We start from the raw sequence: 18735 nt of genomic DNA on the forward strand, positions 1-18735 counted from the left end.
TTTATTTAATACTTCCGCCAAGTGACAGATTCTTTTCCTAACAGCTCCCGTCTTGCAAATTGATGAGCTCGGGAAATCATTTTTTCGATGCTTCCTGTATTTTTTGCAAGAATACGTAGAATGACGCCGCTTTGCGGTAAAGTCGAGACCCCAAAGCGAACATCAGCAGAAAGGCTCGCCATTTCTTCATAAAACTGATCAAGAAATGCTTTGCCCGCCTTTTCATGAAGAATGACAAACATCCCAACATGTGTATAGCCTTCCATCTGTAAAAGACCGCTCATCTCGTCATCCGGCTCAAGCAGTAAATGATCAAATACAACAAGTTTTTCACCTTTATATACTTTTAACTTCGAGCGAATCCACTCATAGCGAAAATAACTTCCATCTGCTGCCCAACCTGGAGTCATGCTGTCGCTGTAAAAAAGACTTGCTTCATCTTCCATATGAACGACTGTTTCTTGAAGAAACCGTGCTCCCTCATAAGCAATAAGCGGATCCGGCAAATATTCAAGCACACTTCCTTTTTTCAGCGTTATATTTGTTACTTGTTCAACAGGCTTTTTCGGCGTTTTATACACTTTTGTTGAAGATTGTGTTGTAACTGCTAATTCTGCGCCTTCTTCGACAGTGAGATTCGTTAAATAAGTATCACCATCGACATAGCCGCCGCCAACATGAATAAGGTAAACAGACGGCAAATTTTCTTCAAGATAAACAGGGCGGGTAATCTTTAACGCCCCTTCATAATAAAGATTCGAAAGGTTTGTTTTCGATTGTTTTTTTGCGGCGGAAAGCTCTAATACGCCTGTATAGTTCATGATTCCAATCCGATTAAAAGAGCCTGCTTTTTAATCCAGTCAATCACTTCATCAAGACCTGTTTCATCTTTTAAGTTTGTAAAAATAAACGGCTTATCTCCTCTTGCTGAAATCGTATCGCGCTTCATAATTTCTAGGCTTGCGCCAACGTGCGGTGCTAAATCAATTTTATTAATTACAAAAAGGTCAGACTTAATCATTCCTTGTCCACCTTTTCTAGGAATCTTCTCTCCCTGCGCGACGTCGATAATATAAATTGAAAAATCAACGAGCTCCGGACTGAATGTCGCCGCTAAATTATCACCGCCGCTTTCAACAAAGATTAAGTCAAGATCTTCATGACGCTCTTTTAATTCATCAATTGCCGCAAAGTTCATTGATGCATCTTCACGAATTGCTGTATGCGGACATCCCCCTGTTTCAACACCAATAACACGATCTTCAGGAAGTACACCGTTTTTCATTAAAAACATTGCATCTTCTTTTGTATAAATATCATTCGTTACAACTGCCATACTTAATTCGTTATGCAGTGCCCTCGTTAATTTTTCAACAAGCATTGTTTTTCCTGCGCCAACAGGACCTCCAATTCCAATACGTACTGGTTCCATTTCAACCTCTCCTTTTTCTTAAAGTTATGACATAAATAAACGAACATGTAAGCGTTCGTGACGCATTTGTGCAATTTCAAGCCCTGGACTTACCGCTCCTAAGTCGTCCTTAGAAAGCTGTAAAATTGTTTTGACCGCCTGATCTAAAAGCGGCTGAATTTCAACTAAAATTTTTTGCCCGTCTGTTTGTCCGAGCGGAATACCTCGTACCGCATTCTGTACGAGCGAAGAAACAGCAGTAAATAAATGTGTAGCAAGTGCTGTTTCTTTTGGCACATTTAAATAATAGGCAACTGCCGCAAACACTAATGCTGAATGCCCGTAAGCTTGCTTGTCTTTTATTTGTTTTACATAGTTTATAAGAATAGACGACGAATAAAGATCAATGCAAAGTTTTGCCATTCGCTCTCCAATTCGCTTGTTACCCATTCTCGTTTCCTCAGCAAGACTTGACGCAAATAAAATATGATCAAGTTCTAAAAATTCCTCGGTTTTGTTTTGTTGGAGTGCTTCATAAGCAAGACGGCAAGCAAGGCCGTCCACAAACACGAGCTGCTTCTCTACATAAACAGAAAGAGCTTTTGCAAAACTTTCTTTATCGGTAATCACCTGCTCTTGAATATATGTTTCTAATCCAAAAGAATGTGAAAACGCGCCTGACGGAAAATTCGAATCACTAAACTGCAAAAGCGGAAACAGCGAATTAGTCATGAGTGTGCCCGATATGGCGAAACGCCTGCTTCACCTTGCGTTTTTCTCGTTTATACGGAATTTCTAACTGCTGCAGAAGCTCTTCGACTAAATAATCATACTGAACGAGCATTTCATTCCCTTCAAACTGTGCCGGCAAATGACGATTGCCAAGCTGGTGGGCAATCTCACCCATTTCTTTAATTGACGTTGGCATAATCGTTAATAAATCATCTTCTTTTACGGAGATGACAATCATATTTTTATCATCCATATATAACACATCACCATCGACTAAGTCGCGGTTTTCTTTTAAACGAATACCAATCTCATTGCCGTGATCTGTCACAACTCGCTGAATTCGCTTTACTAAATGGTCACTTTCTAAATAAACGCGCTCCACATGGGGTGCTCTTTTTTCTAATGTCGCAACATTTCCAACTACTTTTTCAATAATCATCTTTTTTCACCTCAAAATAAGAAATAGCGCTGTGCCATCGGAACGACTTCGGCCGGCTCACACGTAATTAATTCACCATCGACTTTTACTTCATATGTTTGCGGATCTACATCTATTTCTGGTGTCTCCCCGTTTAATATCATTGATTTTTTTGTCAGTTTGCGAATATTCGAAACAGGCTTCACTGTCTTTTTAAGCCCTAATTCTTCGTGAACGCCGCTTTCATAAGCTGCTTTTGATACAAATGTCATTGATGTGTTATATTTTGCGCTTCCAAAGCTTGCAAACATCGGCCGGTATAACACAGGCTGTGGTGTTGGAATACTCGCATTTGGATCACCCATTACGCTGTGAGCAATCATGCCTCCTTTTAAAATCAACTCCGGTTTTACCCCAAAAAAGGCTGGATCCCACACAACTAAATCTGCAAGTTTCCCAACTTCAATTGAGCCAACATAGTCAGAAATACCGTGAACAATAGCAGGATTAATCGTATATTTTGCAATATAACGCTTTACCCTAAAATTATCTCCTGTTCCTTGATCGTCTCCTAATTTCCCGCGCTGTTTTTTCATTTTATCAGCCGTTTGCCACGTACGACTGATCACTTCACCAACACGGCCCATTGCTTGGGAATCAGACGAAATCATGCTGAATACGCCTAAATCATGTAAAATATCTTCTGCGGCAATCGTTTCTTTACGGATTCGTGAATCGGCAAACGCAATGTCTTCTGGGACACTTGGATCTAAATGGTGACAAACCATCAACATATCTAAATGCTCTTCTAATGTATTGACCGTATAAGGACGGGTTGGATTTGTAGACGACGGCAGGATATTTGAATAGCTTGCCGCTTTAATAATATCTGGTGCATGTCCGCCTCCAGCGCCTTCTGTATGGTACGTATGGATAACACGACCACCAATTGCCGCGAGCGTATGTTCAACAAATCCGCCTTCATTTAATGTATCGGTATGAATTGCCACCTGTACATCATATTGATCAGCAACTGTTAAGCACGTATCAATTGATGCTGCTGTTGTGCCCCAATCTTCATGAAGCTTTAAACCAATCGCACCTGCTTCAATTTGCTCTTGTAACGGCTTTTCATCAGAAGCATTTCCTTTTCCTAAAAAGCCAAGATTCATTGGGAACTCTTCTGCTGATTGGAGCATTTGATGAATATTCCAAGCACCAGGCGTACACGTTGTTGCATTCGTACCTGTTGCAGGACCCGTTCCTCCACCAATCATCGTTGTTACACCAGAGGAGAGCGCTGTTTCAATTTGCTGTGGGCAAATAAAATGAATATGCGCGTCAATCCCTCCTGCTGTTACGATCATTCCTTCCGCAGCAATTACTTCTGTTGCCGCACCGACAACAATATTAACGCCATCCATTAAGAGAGGATTTCCTGCTTTTCCAATTGCCGCAATGATACCATCTTTTACACCGATATCCGCTTTAAAGATGCCTGTATGATCAACAATAATTGCATTTGTCAAGACTAAATCAACTGTTTCATCTCTGCCAGCAAGCGGATGCTGACCCATGCCGTCACGAATTACTTTACCGCCGCCAAATTTTACTTCATCGCCGTATATTGTATAATCTTTTTCAATTTCAATAAATAACTCTGTGTCCGCTAATCGAACCGCATCCCCAACAGTCGGACCAAACATATCTGCATACTGTTTGCGAGACATTTTAAAACTCATTTATTTTCCCTCCTTCTTAACAGGTCCATTTGTTAAATTATTCAAACCATACACTTTCTGCTCTCCAGAAAACGCAACAAGCTCTACTTCTTTTTCATCGCCAGGCTCAAAACGTACTGCGGTACCCGCCGGAATATTTAAATGCATACCAAGCACTTCTTCACGATTAAACTGCAGAAATTCATTTACTTCATAAAAATGAAAATGCGACCCAATTTGAATCGGCCGATCGCCGCGGTTTAAAACGTTCACGCTAATTGACTGCTTGTTTTCATTACAAACGATTGGGTCTTTTTTTAAAATGTACTCTCCTGGAATCATGCTTTTCCCTCCTTATTTATCGAATTGGTTCGTGAACAGTAACAAGTTTTGTCCCATCCGGAAAAGTTGCCTCAACTTGAATATCGGAAATCATTTCAGGGACGCCTTCCATCACATCTTCTCTTTTTAAAATTGTTGTGCCGTACTGCATAAGTTCTGCGACTGTTTTGCCGTCGCGCGCGCCTTCTAATACTTCATATGTAATAATCGCGATCGCTTCAGGATAATTGAGCTTTAACCCTCTTCCTTGGCGTCGGCGCGCAAGATCAGCAGCAACGACAACCATAAGCTTTTCCATTTCTCGTGACGTTAGCTTCATTAACATCCTTCCTTCCCAATTTCAAATAAAGTATGGTTTTATTTATAAGCATTTCACTAGTTTGGAGTTCGACTTCCCTGTCAAGTTTCCTTTTTTCTTTCCTATAAAGAAAACGCCGAAAATAAATAAAATAAGATACCCAATACTTGACATTATGATCCTCCATTCATATATCCCTATGTAAATAATTATAACAATATATGTATAAAACACTTACTCAACATGTTAATAAATATAACATGTTATTAAAATAGCATATTTTCCTATATTTAACAAGAGATTATTTCCAAAAAATGAATAAAAGAGCCAAAAAATGTTCTAATTTTCATGCATTTTTGGATTTTCCGAACAAAATGTAAACTTTTTTATCAAGCGTTTTTTTAAAACTCAACATTGTATGTTAGGTTTTTGGAAAACTAATCCTTATAAAGATCATTCTCTTAAACTAATTAACACACTAACCACGAGTTAGATTTCTAGTAAAGCTGAGAAATTGTAACAAAATATTTCTAAACTCTAATTGCAGAAACATTAAAAAGGCAAGCCAACACAATGTGCTGAGCTTGCCTTTTTAATGTTTTGGAAATAGAAGAGAATTCGTATATTATGTAATTTATTCGTTAAATTTATCTAATAAACCAAATGGCTGATTAAGAAAGCTATGACGATAAAACTTTAACCTCTTTTGTTTTCTAACATCATGTTTCAGCTTTCTTTCACGAAGAAATAAGAGATCTGATTTTGTTTCCTGAAACTGCTCAATCCAATCTTGAGCATCATCATAACGATTTAATAAAAACGAAAGACGAGCGCGATGCAAACAGTAATAACAATGATGATGTAAATCTTTGGCGAGCGTTACATCTTCCTCTAACACATAACCTTTCATTTCGTTCACCTCTTCGTTTAGTTAACTGCGCTTTTTTAAGGAGATATAAATATGAAGGAGCTCTCAACCTACCTTATAATACAAAACGATACCTTTATTTAGGGAATTCGAAACCTAGAGTTTTATTAGAACATATGAGAAAAAAATGATTAAAATTCTACTTTAGTGGGTAAATAAAAAGAAATGCTTCGTATAAACCCTATGAGCTTGCCCCGGAGGCAGAAGTCAGTTATGTATAATATTCTTAATTTCTTTTATCTCTTTTAAAATTTTAACGAAGGTCAGACAACTTTTACATTTCAAAAACCACTTAAACAAATGAAATGTTCAAGTGGTTTGATGTTTCTTCCGTTATATATAAACCGCTTTCAAGTCATCTGCTGAAATTAAGATCCTGCAGCGCCTGCTGAAGGTCAGACTTTGTTTTTAACTCACTATCAATCTCAATCCCAAGTTCAATCATTGTATCAGCAATTTCCGCACTAATCCCTGTTAAAATCGTCGAACAGCCCAGCAGTTTAATTCCTTTTACAATCTTAAACAAGTGATTTACAACGGCTGTATCCACAAATGGAACACCCGAGATATCAATAATTAATTTTTGTGCTTTTAATTCTTTTACCCTTGATAATGTTTTTTCACGAATTTTCTTCGCCCGATACGTATCCACGTTTCCAACAATCGGAAGAATGCAAACATGGTCAGCAATTGGAATAACCGGCACAGATAGTTCATCAACTGTTTCTCGATGGCTTTTTAATAGTTCATTTTTATACTGCACATAATACGCTGTAAACGAATCAATAAACATATCAATAATATTGTTTACTTTTCGTTCTAACATAAAAAATTCATCCATATCAAGCGTGCTCTCGGATTCTTTATAAAAAGATTGAATCGCATTCCAAATGATACCGCGGCTTGATTGAAAGATTTCCCATGATAGATTAACAGGAAAATCCATTTTCGCACGCCGTGTTCCAATTTCCTTTGCCCAATCCATAATTTCTTCTGTTTTTATTTCTTTAATACTTCGGGCAAGAATGGTCATTAAAGGCTTGACACTTTTATAAAGCAGCTCCTCTTTATCTTCAAAATGAGTCGTAATATAGCTTTTATGTTCTTTAATATATTGAAACCATTCTTTTGAAAAAAAGTCAGCATTTCGCTCTAAATAGTCAGCTAAACTTGTTTCTGAAGTAATAACAGTTGACATCAAATCCCCCCCTAAATGTTGAGCAGCACGCATACTGCTTTTCGAAAAGTGAAGAGAAAAACTTGTTCCATTCCCTTCCTCACTATGAACTTTTACCTTTGCGTTATTGTTCTGCATCGCATTAAATACCTGTGCAACGCCCATTCCTTTTCCATCATCTTTTAATGAGAAAAAAGGTGTACCAAGTAAGCGCAGTTTGTCTTTCGGAATGCCAACCCCAGTATCTGAAATTGTAATATGAACACCTTCATGATCTTCATAAAGTTTGACTGTAAGCGTACCTCCATTTGACATCGCTTCAATTGCATTTTTAATAAGATTAAAAAAAGCCTTTTTAATCTGATCTTTTCTCCCCGTAACCATTGCGCCTTTACTTTCAATCGTTTTATCAACAGTGATATGATAGAGTTGATTTTGGAACAAAAGTAAAATAGCCTCAAGTTCAGCAGCAATATTAAAAGAGATGACTTTTTCTTGGGCAAATTCCGGCTTTGATACACTCATTAAATCATTTAAAATCGTGATCGCACGTTCTAGTTCTGTTTGAGCAATGTTTATGTAATGAGCATCATAGCCTTGATTTAATAACTGCAAAAAACCTTTTACCGCTGTTAATGGATTTCTCACTTCATGAGCAATTCCAGCCGACATCTCCCCTACAGAAGACAGGAGACGTGTATTCCAATTATTTTGTTCATTAAAACTGTTCAACTGATCGATATTAAATACATATAGATGAATTTTGTCGATAATTTTTTGCAGCAAAAAGAAATACTGCTGCGAATTCATGCTCACCATAAACTGATTGGATTTCCCCATGAAACATTCATGGAGCTTTGTTTTTATTTCATTGTTATCAATGCGTTTAAAAAGATTATTTGTTTCATCCTCTTTTAAAAGAAGCAATTGCTTTACTTCTTTATTCATCTGTTCAATCGTGCCATCTGAAGCAAGCTCAATAAATCCGTAGTTAATCTTTTGAGAATCCAGCAGCATATTCACCCTGTTTCACCTCCCTTTTATCAAACCATTTTACAGCTCGAACTCGTGTTCCAACAGCTTCTTCACTAGTAATTTCAAATTCATCCATTAACCGGCTTACCCCTGATAACCCTAAACCAAGCCCTTTAGTGGAAGGGCTTTCATTATTGAGCGCCTTTTTAATATCTCGAATACCTGGTCCTTCATCAACAGCAAGTACTTCAATACCGTAAGCTTTAATCGGAGTAATAAAAATCGCTCCTTTTGAAGCATAGTACACAATGTTGCGAGACAACTCCATAATTGATACAACAAGTTTAGTTTGTTCACATTTTGTCAGACCCCACTCTTCTGCTACTTTCTTGCCAATCGTGCTTGCCATGTAAACATCATCTTCTCGTTCAATGCCAATTCTGTACACCCTTTTCATCAGTTCCCTTACGTAAGATTAAAATAAAATGAATCTATTCACGCCTACTTTCTATTTTACCAAATTTTTTTAATTTTCGTTCTGTTTTTTAAAAAGATCTTTTAATTCTTTTTTATTTATGTTTACTAACATCAAGTACATTGTCCACAAATTAAAGGTATATATTTTCCTTACTTCTTCATTGTTGTATGCTTACAAATTTTATAAATCTTCTGTATTGAAGTTTTATTTTTCATTTAATGTGAAATTTAATAAAGTAAGAGTTTTTTAAGAAACAAAAAAGGAGAGTGATAGCGATGAAGATAAAAACAGTAGAAATTGAGCAGTTAATTAAAGATAAAAAAGCAATTATAGACCTAAAAAAAGTAATTTGTCAAAACACCTATGATGTTTTTGCTTGTATTAAAAATTCATTTAAAGAGCTTCTTGATCAAGAAAGCGAGGATATATCGCTTAACGAAGAAAACGACCATAATATTATTTTCAAAGTTTACAATACAACTATTGGCTGCGCAATTGTGGACGGTGTTTCGATGTTAAATGACAGCAAGCTTATTTCTGAGGAAATGATTGAACAAATTAACGCTAAAAATTTGCGCGAAATTGTGTATGATACGGATTATAATAAATTCTTAACGGGAATGATTGCTGTTTATGTAAAAGAAGAAGGCTCTAAAAATGTGACAGCAAGTAAATTTTATGTAAACCATAATAAAACAACAATGTATAAATCTGAAATTGGATTAACGACGATTCATCATGTTGAGGCGGACAGATTAGAAGAGATGCTGCCCGCTATCATCCATTCAAATATAGAAAACGCCCTATTCCAAGGTTTTTCACAATGGGATGATTCTTCTCAAGCTTTTAAAGATCCTTCAGAGTTAAAAAAATCAAAAAAAATTGGCTTCTAGTTTGTGCTTCATGAATAACTTAAAAAGGAGGGTGATCGAAAAAATAAAGATACACACCTCCTTAAATTCTTTCTATTCCCCTTTACAAAAAACGCTATTCTTCTCCTAACTGTACTAAATAGTCTTTTAATACAGCTAAGCGATCTTCTCTACCAAACTGCTCTACTAATTGATGTGCTGTATAATGGGTGATGTTAAGTCCAATTGTTGAGTAAGGGTTTAACTCTTTCAATTCTTCATTTAATAAAATATCACATAATTCTGCTCGATCTGTTAATAAAACGAGGTTTTGCGTGTCTTCATTAAACATCAATTCCCCGCCGGTTTCTTTGTTTATATTAATCGCCATCGCAAAATTTAAATGCTTTTGCTCAGCATTTTCAGTAAAATTCATTTCAATATCAAGAAGACTAAACGCATCTTTCGTTAATAACTTCGCAAAATACATATCATCTCCTACCGCATATACGTTTCCAATAATCAAAAAATCAGCTCCTTATGCTCGTTATTTCCCGCTGTGCAGAGCAGGAAACCCTCTTAATGTTTTATTGTTGTTTTCAATTTTCCAGCTCTTAACTATCTTCGCTCTTTAGAAGTGTTTTCCCTTTTCAGGTGCTTTCTAATAATCTTTTCACATCACAAAAACAGCACACTTTTTCACATTGAAGGTGTGCTGCTTTTTGCTTTTATCTACTCCATTTATTGGTTTCTATTCAAGAATTCACTTACAATCTCAAGAGAACGAAGGACGTCTCCTTTAAATTTTTAAGTTGAATTTATCCATATTTTAACACCCGATCATTTCAATTCGATTAAGTTTATTACAATATTCCCTCTTTCTGTCTCACAATTGAAACAGAAATGAAATCCTCAACAAAAAAAGACTTTGTTACACTGTTAAGATAGAGACTATTATAATATGAAGTGAACACCTCTTTTGTAAACACATCACTTATTATAAAACTTCGGAGGATTATGATGCCATTAGATAATCAGTTTATAAAAAAAAACTATTATGTAACATTGATAGAAAACAATAAAACCGCTGCCCCTGTTGAAATACTTGGAGAAATGCTTTTAGAAGAACAAAACAGCGGCGGAGATGATTTTTCATCAATTCGCTTTGCACAAGGTGAACTATATTTTCATTTTAAAGATTTTGAAACAGCGATTTTCAAATGGGAAAAAGTAAAGAATGAGCTTAAACCATGGGCAAAAAAGAATATTGCCGATGCTTATTTTGAACTGCATTTCTTATCAAAAGCAGAAGAAATTTACACATCGATCTCTTCAGAAAACCCTTCTTTAAATACAGAAACAGCTCTGCAGCTGTTTACACTTTACATAGAACAAAACAAGATTGATATGGCTGCCAGAGTCATAAAAAATACGGTTGCCGAAAATCCAGATTACCCCAATGTAACCGATCTTGCGCGTGCTTTTTTTGAAGAACATCGTGATTGGAACAGCGCCGTCGAGCTTGCTGTGAGTGAAACAACTCGCACAGAATCCATGAAGTGGTTTGATGTTTTAAGAGCTTATGTTGAAAAAAGTGTTACAAAAAATATTGAACCAGATTATTTTTCTAACGTATTAATAACCCTTTATCGAAACGATAAAAACCGATTTGAAGAACTGACAGCAGCATTTTGGGATAGTTATAAAAATGAAGAAATGTTTTTATTATGGATTGATACAATCAATAATCTTTTCAAAGAGGTAGGAATAAACGAATCAGACTCTTGGCGAAAAATTTCTGCTCTTTATCAAGAAACCTATTTATACTTAATTAATGGTAAGTATTTTGTTAAAGAAATTGCTCATCTCGTCCCTTCCCTACTAACAAACTGGGTAAAATTAACCGATTCTTCTCATGCGCTGTTCGCTTCTGCCGCTTTGTTGGCTTGGAATCAAATTTTCCCTTCAACGATTAGTGAAGAAGCGGCGGCAGCGGCAGAGAAAAAAATCGGACAATCATCAAGTAAATACAATTGGCTTGATGACATTCTAGCGCTATTTGATACAATTGAAAATTGGGCAAAACAGCATGGTATTGAAGTTGGTCATCGCTTTCAGTGGATTGTTGGGGAAATGATAGATTTAGAGAATCATCATCTGCTCGTTGCTGGAAGTGCAGGAAGCGGAAAATCTTCCTTTATTAATTCAATGTTAGGGGAAAATATTTCAAGTTCTCCTACCTCTGCTTTGATGATGTTTAAAAATCATGAAGAAGTTGAAATTAACGAGATTACAGATACAGAAATCACTTCTATTGAAGATGTAACTGAATTTCATGAGCGCACATCAAAAAGACGCCAAAAAAACGATAGTGAAATTTGTATTGATTTTAGACTTCCTAATCAAATTTTACAAAAAAACAGGCTTTCCTTTATTGATTCGCCTGCCTTAAATAGAAGTGTGAATAAACATGAGCTGTTTACTTATTTGCATTTAGCTGACAGTTTACTATTTGTATTAAATGCAAGTGATCCTTTAACAGACGAAGAGCTTCAAATTCTTTTAAAAATAAAAAAACAAGCTCCACATCTTCCTGTTCATTTTCTATTAAATAAAGTAGATACGGTTTATAACGAACAAGAAGCGCTAAGAATACTTGATGAAACAGAAGCAAAAGTTAACACATATTTCCCAAATGCGCAAGTATTTGCTTATTCATCTCATTATAAAAATCAGCAGCAAACAAGCGATTTTGAAGCATTTTTATCATCAAAACTTAACAACTTACATCTAAAAAAGCATCGTACTGAAAAACTACTATCTTTTACTGAAGAAACGATCACTTATTTGTTAGAAAAGCGAATTGAAATGGAAAACAGCTTAACTGAATCGATTCATTGGAATGAAGATATGGTCTTAAAACTCACTGCTGCCCTTCATCAATTAAATGATTTACAAACTGAAAAGGCAGAGAATATTCAGCATTCTTACCATGTAATTATGAAGGAAATACAAGAGGAAATAACAAAGGCCATTCCAGCCCTGATTCGAAGCTGTTCCGATATGATTAAGGAAGATAGCGATTTTCGTAAAATTCACTTTCAATTAAATGAAGAAATTAATAAACGCATTCAAGATTATTTACAAAACACAATTTTACCTAAACTTTACTCTTCCATTCAAGATTGGATTTCAGACGCGCAGGAAGAACTTGTTCAAAGTAAAATCTATTTAGATGAAATGAGTGAAGGTTTTAACGCTTTATATGGAGAAGAACGAATACAATTAGAATGTGATTTTAGAATACTCGATGATTGGCTCCGTGATGCAGGCAGGATGACAAGCGGCATTCGCATGGAAACAGTAAATGTATTTCTAAGATCGACACCGTCTCAACTCGTTTTAAAAAGTGTTGGTAAGCTATTTGGTTCGATCCCGCAAAATAAAACAATGCTTTATAACAAATATAAGCAGTTTATTGAAAACGGTGAGTATGATGAACTAACAGAATCAATTGCAAATAAATTTTTTATGCAGTTTGAATTGTTTGAAACTTCTCTAGAACGAGATATTCACATGTTCTTTAAAAATTCATTTACAGTTCTTACTAACACGGTAGAAGAAACCGAAATCGAAATTCAAGAAAAAGAAACTACCTTAACAAACATGAAAACAAAACCTGAACACTATCACGATCCACTTACATTGTTTAAATTAAAGCTGCGTCAATATGAATGGATGACACTTGTAGGCGGAAACTCATTTCAACTTCAATAGATTGTATAAAGGGATGGCTCAATAGCGAGCGGTCCCTTTATTATATTACAAACTATTATCTCTTCTTTTGTATGTTTTTGATATGAGCAAATCTCTATTTGTCAATACTAATAAATGATATATTATACGTAAATAAAGCAGCGCTAAAAATGCTTGAAAGGAGTTTTACATGTGAGTAACGCGAAACAAAAAGAAGAATTAGAAAAACGCCTGACACCGATGCAGTATGAAGTCACTCAAAATAACGGCACAGAGCCTCCGTTTCGAAATGAATTTTGGAATCATAAAGAAGAAGGAATCTATGTAGATATCGTCTCAGGTGAACCGCTTTTCAGCTCATTCGATAAATTTGATTCAGGCTGCGGTTGGCCATCATTTACAAAACCTTTAAAAAATGACAATGTCAGTGAACATGTTGATACTACCCACAACATGATTCGCACAGAAGTACGCAGTAAAAATGCGGACTCCCACCTTGGTCATGTATTTGAAGACGGCCCCATTGAAAAAGGTGGTTTGCGCTACTGCATTAATTCTGCCGCACTGAGATTTATTCCAAAAGAAAAATTAGAAAAAGAAGGATATGGTAAATATCTTTCATTGTTTGAAAAGTAGATATTGTAGATAAAATGAAGTATCTCCGTGTATAACACACACTGGGATACTTTTTTTATTGGATAACAACGAATTCCGGATTGCATCCACTCTCCAAAATTCGTTGTTGCTGTTTAACTTTCAAAAAAATAGTCATTTATCTTTTTGCTAAATAATACAATGTCTTGCTGTCACATTTTTTAGTTTTATTTATTTTATTCAAGCTTTTTCATTTAATATTAAATTATATAGTTTATTTAATTAAAATAATTATAATTTAGTATTGATTTTTTATTGATAAGTGTTATCATTATTAGTGTAAGTTAATTTATAATGAGGTGATGCGAAAATGAGTAATCAAAAAAACAACCTTACTACAAGCTGGGGAGCTCCTGTTGGGGATAATCAAAATTCAATGACAGCTGGTTCAAGAGGTCCCACTTTAATTCAAGATGTCCATTTACTAGAAAAATTAGCTCATTTTAATAGAGAACGTGTTCCTGAGCGTGTTGTTCACGCAAAAGGTGCAGGTACACACGGTTATTTTGAAGTAACAAATGATGTAACAAAGTATACAAAAGCGAATTTTCTATCAGAAGTAGGAAAACGCACACCGCTATTCGTTCGTTTCTCTACTGTAGCTGGTGAAAATGGTTCTGCCGATTCTGTTCGTGATCCACGCGGCTTTGCGGTAAAGTTTTACACTGAAGAAGGAAACTATGATTTAGTTGGTAACAATACACCTGTTTTCTTCATTCGTGATGCGATTAAATTCCCGGACTTTATTCATACACAAAAGCGTCATCCACAAACACACTTAAAAAACCCAAATGCGATTTGGGATTTCTGGTCTTTATCACCTGAATCACTTCATCAAGTGACAATTCTTATGTCTGACCGCGGTATTCCGGCTACATACCGCCACATGAACGGCTACGGCAGTCATACATTTAAATGGGTAAATGCTGATGGTGATGGTGTATGGGTGAAATACCACTTTAAAACAGCGCAGGGAATTAAAAACTTAACAGAAGAAGTTGGTACACGTATTGCGGGTGAAAATCCAGATTATCATACAGAAGATTTGTTTAACGCGATTGAAAACGGTGATTTCCCTGAATGGAAAGTGTACGTTCAAATTATGCCTCTAAAAGATGCCAATACGTATCGTTTCGATCCATTTGATGTAACAAAAGTATGGTCACAAAAAGACTATCCATTAGTAGAAGTAGGACGCATGGTGTTAAACCGCAATCCGGAAAACTACTTTGCAGAAGTAGAACAAGCAACCTTCTCTCCTGGAACACTTGTGCCCGGTATTGATGTCTCACCGGATAAAATGCTGCAAGGACGCTTGTTTGCTTATAGTGACGCACACCGCTATCGTGTTGGCGCAAACCACCAAGCACTGCCAATAAACCGTCCGCGTAATGAAGTGAAAAACTATCAGCGCGATGGTCAAATGCGCTTTGATAATAACGGCGGCAGCTCTGTTTACTATGAACCAAACAGCTATGGCGGTCCAACAGAAGCACCTGAAAATAAGCAAGCTGCATTCCCTGTTTCTGGTGTGGCTGACAGCGTTGGTTATGATCACAACGATCATTACACACAAGCTGGTGATTTATACCGCTTAATGAGCAATGATGAACGTACTCGTCTAATTGAAAACATCGTAAACGCCATGAAACCAGTGAAAAGCGATGAAATTAAACTTCGTCAAATCGGTCACTTCTATAAAGCAGATCCAGAGTACGGCACTCGTATTGCCGAAGGACTAGGTTTATCTGTTCCACAAGAAGTTAAATAATAAATTTAAAACAAATGGTATCCGCTTAATGCGGGTACCTTTCTTAACCTCACTATAATAAAAAAGAAGGCGAAAAAATAATGATGAATCAGAAAGTATTATGCCCGAAATGTCAATCAGAAGTAAAACAGCTGAAGCACAGCATCTTATGCGACTGCGGCACGAAGTTTAAAACCATAAACCAAAGATTCTAGAAAAAGGTTATTCTCTTCAAGTGCACAATATAAATGACTGGGTGCTGTTCGCTTTAAGAAGATAATAACTCTTTCCTCTTCCCTTTTTATAAAAGAAATCCCGACTCTAACCTTAGAGTCGGGATTTCTTTTATAATTAATTGATGTGGTAAAAATAATTAGATTCGCTTAATTTTTTTTTCTGTTTCTGCTGCCGGTATCGGTTTGCTAAAATAATAGCCCTGCCCAAAATGACAAAGATGCTTTCTTAAAAAGGTTAACTGTTCTTCTGTTTCAATTCCTTCTGCAATTAAATGAAACGTTAAATGATGGGCCATATCCATAATTGCTTTTATAATCGCTTTATCATCTGTATGAATATCATCTACAAATGATTTATCAATTTTTAATTTTTTATTGGTAAATATTTCAATACACTTAATGAAGAATAGCCTGTCCCAAAATCATCAATGGCAAGCTGAACACCTAATTCGTTTAATTTATTCATAACAAGTGATGATTTCTCCAAATTTTGCATCACACTTTCAGTTATTTCCAAATCCAAATAATTTGGCTGTAAGTTTGTTTCTTGTAAAGCTGTCATGACGGTTTCTACAAAATTTTTAGTATAAAACTGCTGCACTGAAACATTTACCGCCATATTTATTGACGAAAAGCCCATCTCATGCCAATTTTTTAACTGCCTGCAGGCTGTGTTTATGACCCACTCTCCTATCGGGACAATAAGCCCTGTTTCTTCCGCTAATGGGATAAACTCTCCTGGTGAAATAAGTCCAAGCTCTGGATGGGACCAGCGAATTAATGCCTCAACACCGCTAATATGACCAGTGCTTATATTTATTTGTGTTTGATAAAAGAGCTGAAATTCTTGATTTTCTAATGCGTTTCGCAGTTCATTTTCTAATTTTAATTTCCGTGAAATCGCGGCGTTTAGTTCTGTTGTATTAAATTGATAATTATCTCTTCCTTCTGCTTTGGCATATTCCATCGCAGTATCGGCCTTTTGAATTAAATTTTCTGCTTTAATTTTTAATGTTTCTTTATTATCAATGAGGTGTTGATCAATCTTATAAAAACTAATGCCAATACTAACCGTTTAAAAAAAGCTTTCCTTATTTATTAAGAATGGATGAGCGCAAGTTTTTATAAAAGCTTCTGCTGCTTTCTCGATTTCTTTTCTCCTTTTATTTTTTATTACTACAACAAATTTATCACCGCCATATCGAGCAGTAAACTGAGAATCTCTTCGACAATGTTGAATTCTCTCAGAAACTTGTTTTAATAAAAAATCTCCGTAACGATGCCCCCTTGAGTCATTTACCATCTTAAAGCGATCTAAGCCAATTAACATAACAGCGACCGTCTTATTCTTTTCTTCATAGTTTAACGCTTCCTTTAAATAATCTTCTGCCAAGTATCGATTTGGAAGACCTGTTAACCTATCATAATAAGCCATATAGTTCAAATCTGCTTTTCTTTTCTTAGATTCTTCAAAATAAAATTCAGCTTTATCATATTGTTTTCCAGCCCACCAAGCAGGGAAAAGAAGAAGTATAGAAATAATAATTTCACCCATTCTTAACGGCACATCATTTAAAAAGTGGTAATAAATCATCCACCCGAACGAAATAATACGATGAATATAACAGCAAATATTCTCCCAGTATATTTCATATTTATTGACAGTCCTTTACACTATAATTATTGAACATGCTACCAGTTGTTATATTTCTTTCCAACCACTTTGTAAGTTTTTGTGCCAGGAAAATTCGTGATATTTTATTACAATTAGAAAGCTGAATTTTTCTCTGCAAGTCTAAACCCATATATTCTCTTATCACTTCGAACAATTTTGGATACAATGGTAGTAGAAACGAGGGATAACATAGTGATACGATTACTTCTTTTTGGATTGCTTTTATTTGGTTCCTGGTATGCCTATGAGGAATATATAGATAAAGAAAATAGTCAATCATTTCTGAAAACAGTAAAAACTGAAATTGATACGATGATTGAAAGCCCTGAATTTAAAAACACCATTGAGGAATTAGCTGGTGGAATTAGTGATTTAGCAGAAGGTTTAGAAGAAAGATTAAAAGATTTTTCACAGAATGAACAGCAAACCGTGCCGAGTGACGTGGAGAAGCCTGATTTAGAAACGCCCACTGAACAAACATTTTCCATTCATAATATTGAAGTTGGCGATTCAAAAGAAGAAGTTGAGGAAGTTCTCGGCACCGCAAAGCGCAGTTCTTTTAACGAATACGACATTGAATGGCACGCTTATCATGAAAACTATCAAAATTTCGTGATGGTCGCCTATGATGAAAACAATACTGCTGCAGCGTTGTATACGAACCAAGATTTACTATCTTCAACAAAGAATATCACATTTAAAAGTGACAAACAAGCTGTTCGAAACCAGCTCGGGGAACCTATTACAAAAATTAGAAAAGGGTTAACTTATTATCAATTTCAAGAAAATAGTGATTATGACGTTTTTTTCATAGATCACAACTATGTAACCGTCTTTTACGATAAACATGAAAACAATACCGTGACCGCAATTCAAATTATTAGTGAAGCGCTGGAACAATCAAAACGAAGCTTTTATACGGATGGAAGTGAATCATTAAAGATAGGCTTTGAATATCAACTGTTTGATTTAACAAATGCAGCACGAGTCCAGCATGGTTTAAACATTTTAACGTGGGATGAAGCTGTAAAAGAAACGGCACGTAAACATAGTAAAGATATGGCAGAAAACAACTATTTCGATCATACAAACCTTGAAGGACAATCGCCATTTGATCGTATGAAAGAAGACAATATACGCTATATTGCAGCAGGAGAAAACCTTGCTGCTGGGCAATTCAGCTCAATCTTTGCCCATGAAGGTCTTATGAATTCACTTGGACATCGGAAAAATATTTTACACGATGATTTTGAGTTTTTAGGGGTTGGTGTCGCCTTTAACGAAAATGCCCAACCTTATTACACTGAAAACTTTTTTGCGAAATAATTACTAT

Annotated in this window: 16 protein-coding genes and 2 pseudogenes; 5 read left to right on the forward strand and 13 right to left on the reverse strand. The window is 35.7% G+C overall.

Going from position 1 to position 18735, the window contains the following annotated elements; genetic code table 11:
- Positions 1-5: 5 nt before the first annotated feature.
- The 10 genes from DS031_RS08140 to DS031_RS08185 form a co-directional block, all read right to left on the reverse strand.
- Complete coding sequence (locus DS031_RS08140; protein WP_113805437.1) at positions 6-821, reverse strand: urease accessory protein UreD; 816 nt, start codon at positions 819-821, stop codon at positions 6-8.
- On the reverse strand, positions 818-1432 hold the full coding sequence (ureG, locus tag DS031_RS08145) for an urease accessory protein UreG (RefSeq protein WP_113805438.1): 615 nt from the start codon (positions 1430-1432) through the stop codon (positions 818-820). The genes DS031_RS08140 and ureG overlap by 4 nt, the downstream gene beginning before the upstream one ends.
- 24 nt (positions 1433-1456) lie before the next feature.
- The gene (locus DS031_RS08150; RefSeq protein WP_113805439.1) at positions 1457-2143 is read right to left on the reverse strand and encodes an urease accessory protein UreF; all 687 of its coding nucleotides are present in this window, start codon (positions 2141-2143) and stop codon (positions 1457-1459) included.
- Positions 2136-2582, reverse strand: coding sequence for an urease accessory protein UreE (gene ureE, locus DS031_RS08155; RefSeq protein ID WP_113805441.1), 447 nt, complete (start codon positions 2580-2582; stop codon positions 2136-2138). Before ureE ends, DS031_RS08150 begins: the two co-directional genes overlap by 8 nt.
- A gap of 11 nt (positions 2583-2593) precedes the next feature.
- Positions 2594-4303, reverse strand: coding sequence for an urease subunit alpha (gene ureC, locus DS031_RS08160; RefSeq protein WP_113805442.1), 1710 nt, complete (start codon positions 4301-4303; stop codon positions 2594-2596).
- Positions 4304-4624, reverse strand: coding sequence for an urease subunit beta (locus tag DS031_RS08165; protein WP_113805444.1), 321 nt, complete (start codon positions 4622-4624; stop codon positions 4304-4306).
- A 16-nt stretch (positions 4625-4640) separates the two neighbouring features.
- Complete coding sequence (locus DS031_RS08170; RefSeq protein ID WP_113805446.1) at positions 4641-4943, reverse strand: urease subunit gamma; 303 nt, start codon at positions 4941-4943, stop codon at positions 4641-4643.
- Positions 4944-5556: 613 nt separating this feature from the next.
- The gene (locus DS031_RS08175) at positions 5557-5832 is read right to left on the reverse strand and encodes a hypothetical protein (RefSeq protein ID WP_113805447.1); all 276 of its coding nucleotides are present in this window, start codon (positions 5830-5832) and stop codon (positions 5557-5559) included.
- Positions 5833-6205: 373 nt separating this feature from the next.
- Complete coding sequence (locus DS031_RS08180; RefSeq protein ID WP_113805535.1) at positions 6206-8044, reverse strand: ATP-binding protein; 1839 nt, start codon at positions 8042-8044, stop codon at positions 6206-6208.
- Complete coding sequence (locus DS031_RS08185; RefSeq protein WP_245947282.1) at positions 8019-8459, reverse strand: ATP-binding protein; 441 nt, start codon at positions 8457-8459, stop codon at positions 8019-8021. Before DS031_RS08185 ends, DS031_RS08180 begins: the two co-directional genes overlap by 26 nt.
- Positions 8460-8755: 296 nt before the next feature.
- Here DS031_RS08185 and DS031_RS08190 point away from each other — a divergent pair, with 296 nt between their 5' ends.
- Positions 8756-9373 carry a hypothetical protein gene (locus tag DS031_RS08190; protein ID WP_113805449.1) on the forward strand — a complete coding sequence of 206 codons (618 nt, stop codon included), beginning with the start codon at positions 8756-8758 and terminating at the stop codon, positions 9371-9373.
- Between the two features lie 94 nt (positions 9374-9467).
- Here the strand turns inward: DS031_RS08190 and DS031_RS08195 are convergent, their stop codons facing one another.
- The gene (locus tag DS031_RS08195) at positions 9468-9857 is read right to left on the reverse strand and encodes a hypothetical protein (protein ID WP_113805451.1); all 390 of its coding nucleotides are present in this window, start codon (positions 9855-9857) and stop codon (positions 9468-9470) included.
- 494 nt (positions 9858-10351) lie between these two features.
- Between DS031_RS08195 and DS031_RS08200 the strand changes: the two genes are divergently transcribed.
- From DS031_RS08200 to katA, 3 genes and pseudogenes are all read left to right on the forward strand, one after another.
- Complete coding sequence (locus DS031_RS08200; RefSeq protein ID WP_113805453.1) at positions 10352-13108, forward strand: dynamin family protein; 2757 nt, start codon at positions 10352-10354, stop codon at positions 13106-13108.
- 186 nt (positions 13109-13294) lie between these two features.
- Positions 13295-13723: pseudogene (gene msrB / locus DS031_RS08205) on the forward strand (peptide-methionine (R)-S-oxide reductase MsrB); the annotation flags it as partial.
- 328 nt (positions 13724-14051) lie between these two features.
- Positions 14052-15512: a catalase KatA gene (gene katA / locus DS031_RS08210; protein ID WP_113805457.1), complete on the forward strand. Its 1461-nt coding sequence runs from the start codon at positions 14052-14054 to the stop codon at positions 15510-15512.
- A gap of 352 nt (positions 15513-15864) precedes the next feature.
- Here katA and DS031_RS08220 read toward each other — a convergent pair.
- Positions 15865-16694, reverse strand: a pseudogene (locus DS031_RS08220) (putative bifunctional diguanylate cyclase/phosphodiesterase).
- Between the two features lie 108 nt (positions 16695-16802).
- Positions 16803-17321 carry a diguanylate cyclase domain-containing protein gene (locus DS031_RS08225; protein WP_113805463.1) on the reverse strand — a complete coding sequence of 173 codons (519 nt, stop codon included), beginning with the start codon at positions 17319-17321 and terminating at the stop codon, positions 16803-16805.
- Between the two features lie 273 nt (positions 17322-17594).
- On the opposite strand from DS031_RS08225, the gene DS031_RS08230 reads away from it, so the two are divergent.
- On the forward strand, positions 17595-18728 hold the full coding sequence (locus DS031_RS08230) for a CAP domain-containing protein (protein WP_245947284.1): 1134 nt from the start codon (positions 17595-17597) through the stop codon (positions 18726-18728).
- The last annotated feature ends 7 nt before the right edge of the window (positions 18729-18735 follow it).

It is taken from the genome of Bacillus taeanensis (assembly GCF_003318295.1).
In the GTDB taxonomy this organism is placed as follows: Bacteria; Bacillota; Bacilli; order Bacillales; family UBA6769; genus Maribacillus; species Maribacillus taeanensis.

What these genes read in the sequence shown, in the direction of transcription:
- DS031_RS08140 (WP_113805437.1), bottom strand. Translation starts at nt 821, where the DNA reads ATGAACTATACAGGCGTATTAGAGCTTTCCGCCGCAAAAAAACAATCG.
- ureG (WP_113805438.1), bottom strand. Translation starts at nt 1,432, where the DNA reads ATGGAACCAGTACGTATTGGAATTGGAGGTCCTGTTGGCGCAGGAAAA.
- DS031_RS08150 (WP_113805439.1), bottom strand. Translation starts at nt 2,143, where the DNA reads ATGACTAATTCGCTGTTTCCGCTTTTGCAGTTTAGTGATTCGAATTTT.
- ureE (WP_113805441.1), bottom strand. Translation starts at nt 2,582, where the DNA reads ATGATTATTGAAAAAGTAGTTGGAAATGTTGCGACATTAGAAAAAAGA.
- ureC (WP_113805442.1), bottom strand. Translation starts at nt 4,303, where the DNA reads ATGAGTTTTAAAATGTCTCGCAAACAGTATGCAGATATGTTTGGTCCG.
- DS031_RS08165 (WP_113805444.1), bottom strand. Translation starts at nt 4,624, where the DNA reads ATGATTCCAGGAGAGTACATTTTAAAAAAAGACCCAATCGTTTGTAAT.
- DS031_RS08170 (WP_113805446.1), bottom strand. Translation starts at nt 4,943, where the DNA reads ATGAAGCTAACGTCACGAGAAATGGAAAAGCTTATGGTTGTCGTTGCT.
- DS031_RS08175 (WP_113805447.1), bottom strand. Translation starts at nt 5,832, where the DNA reads ATGAAAGGTTATGTGTTAGAGGAAGATGTAACGCTCGCCAAAGATTTA.
- DS031_RS08180 (WP_113805535.1), bottom strand. Translation starts at nt 8,044, where the DNA reads ATGCTGCTGGATTCTCAAAAGATTAACTACGGATTTATTGAGCTTGCT.
- DS031_RS08185 (WP_245947282.1), bottom strand. Translation starts at nt 8,459, where the DNA reads ATGAAAAGGGTGTACAGAATTGGCATTGAACGAGAAGATGATGTTTAC.
- DS031_RS08190 (WP_113805449.1), top strand. Translation starts at nt 8,756, where the DNA reads ATGAAGATAAAAACAGTAGAAATTGAGCAGTTAATTAAAGATAAAAAA.
- DS031_RS08200 (WP_113805453.1), top strand. Translation starts at nt 10,352, where the DNA reads ATGCCATTAGATAATCAGTTTATAAAAAAAAACTATTATGTAACATTG.
- katA (WP_113805457.1), top strand. Translation starts at nt 14,052, where the DNA reads ATGAGTAATCAAAAAAACAACCTTACTACAAGCTGGGGAGCTCCTGTT.
- DS031_RS08225 (WP_113805463.1), bottom strand. Translation starts at nt 17,321, where the DNA reads ATGATTTATTACCACTTTTTAAATGATGTGCCGTTAAGAATGGGTGAA.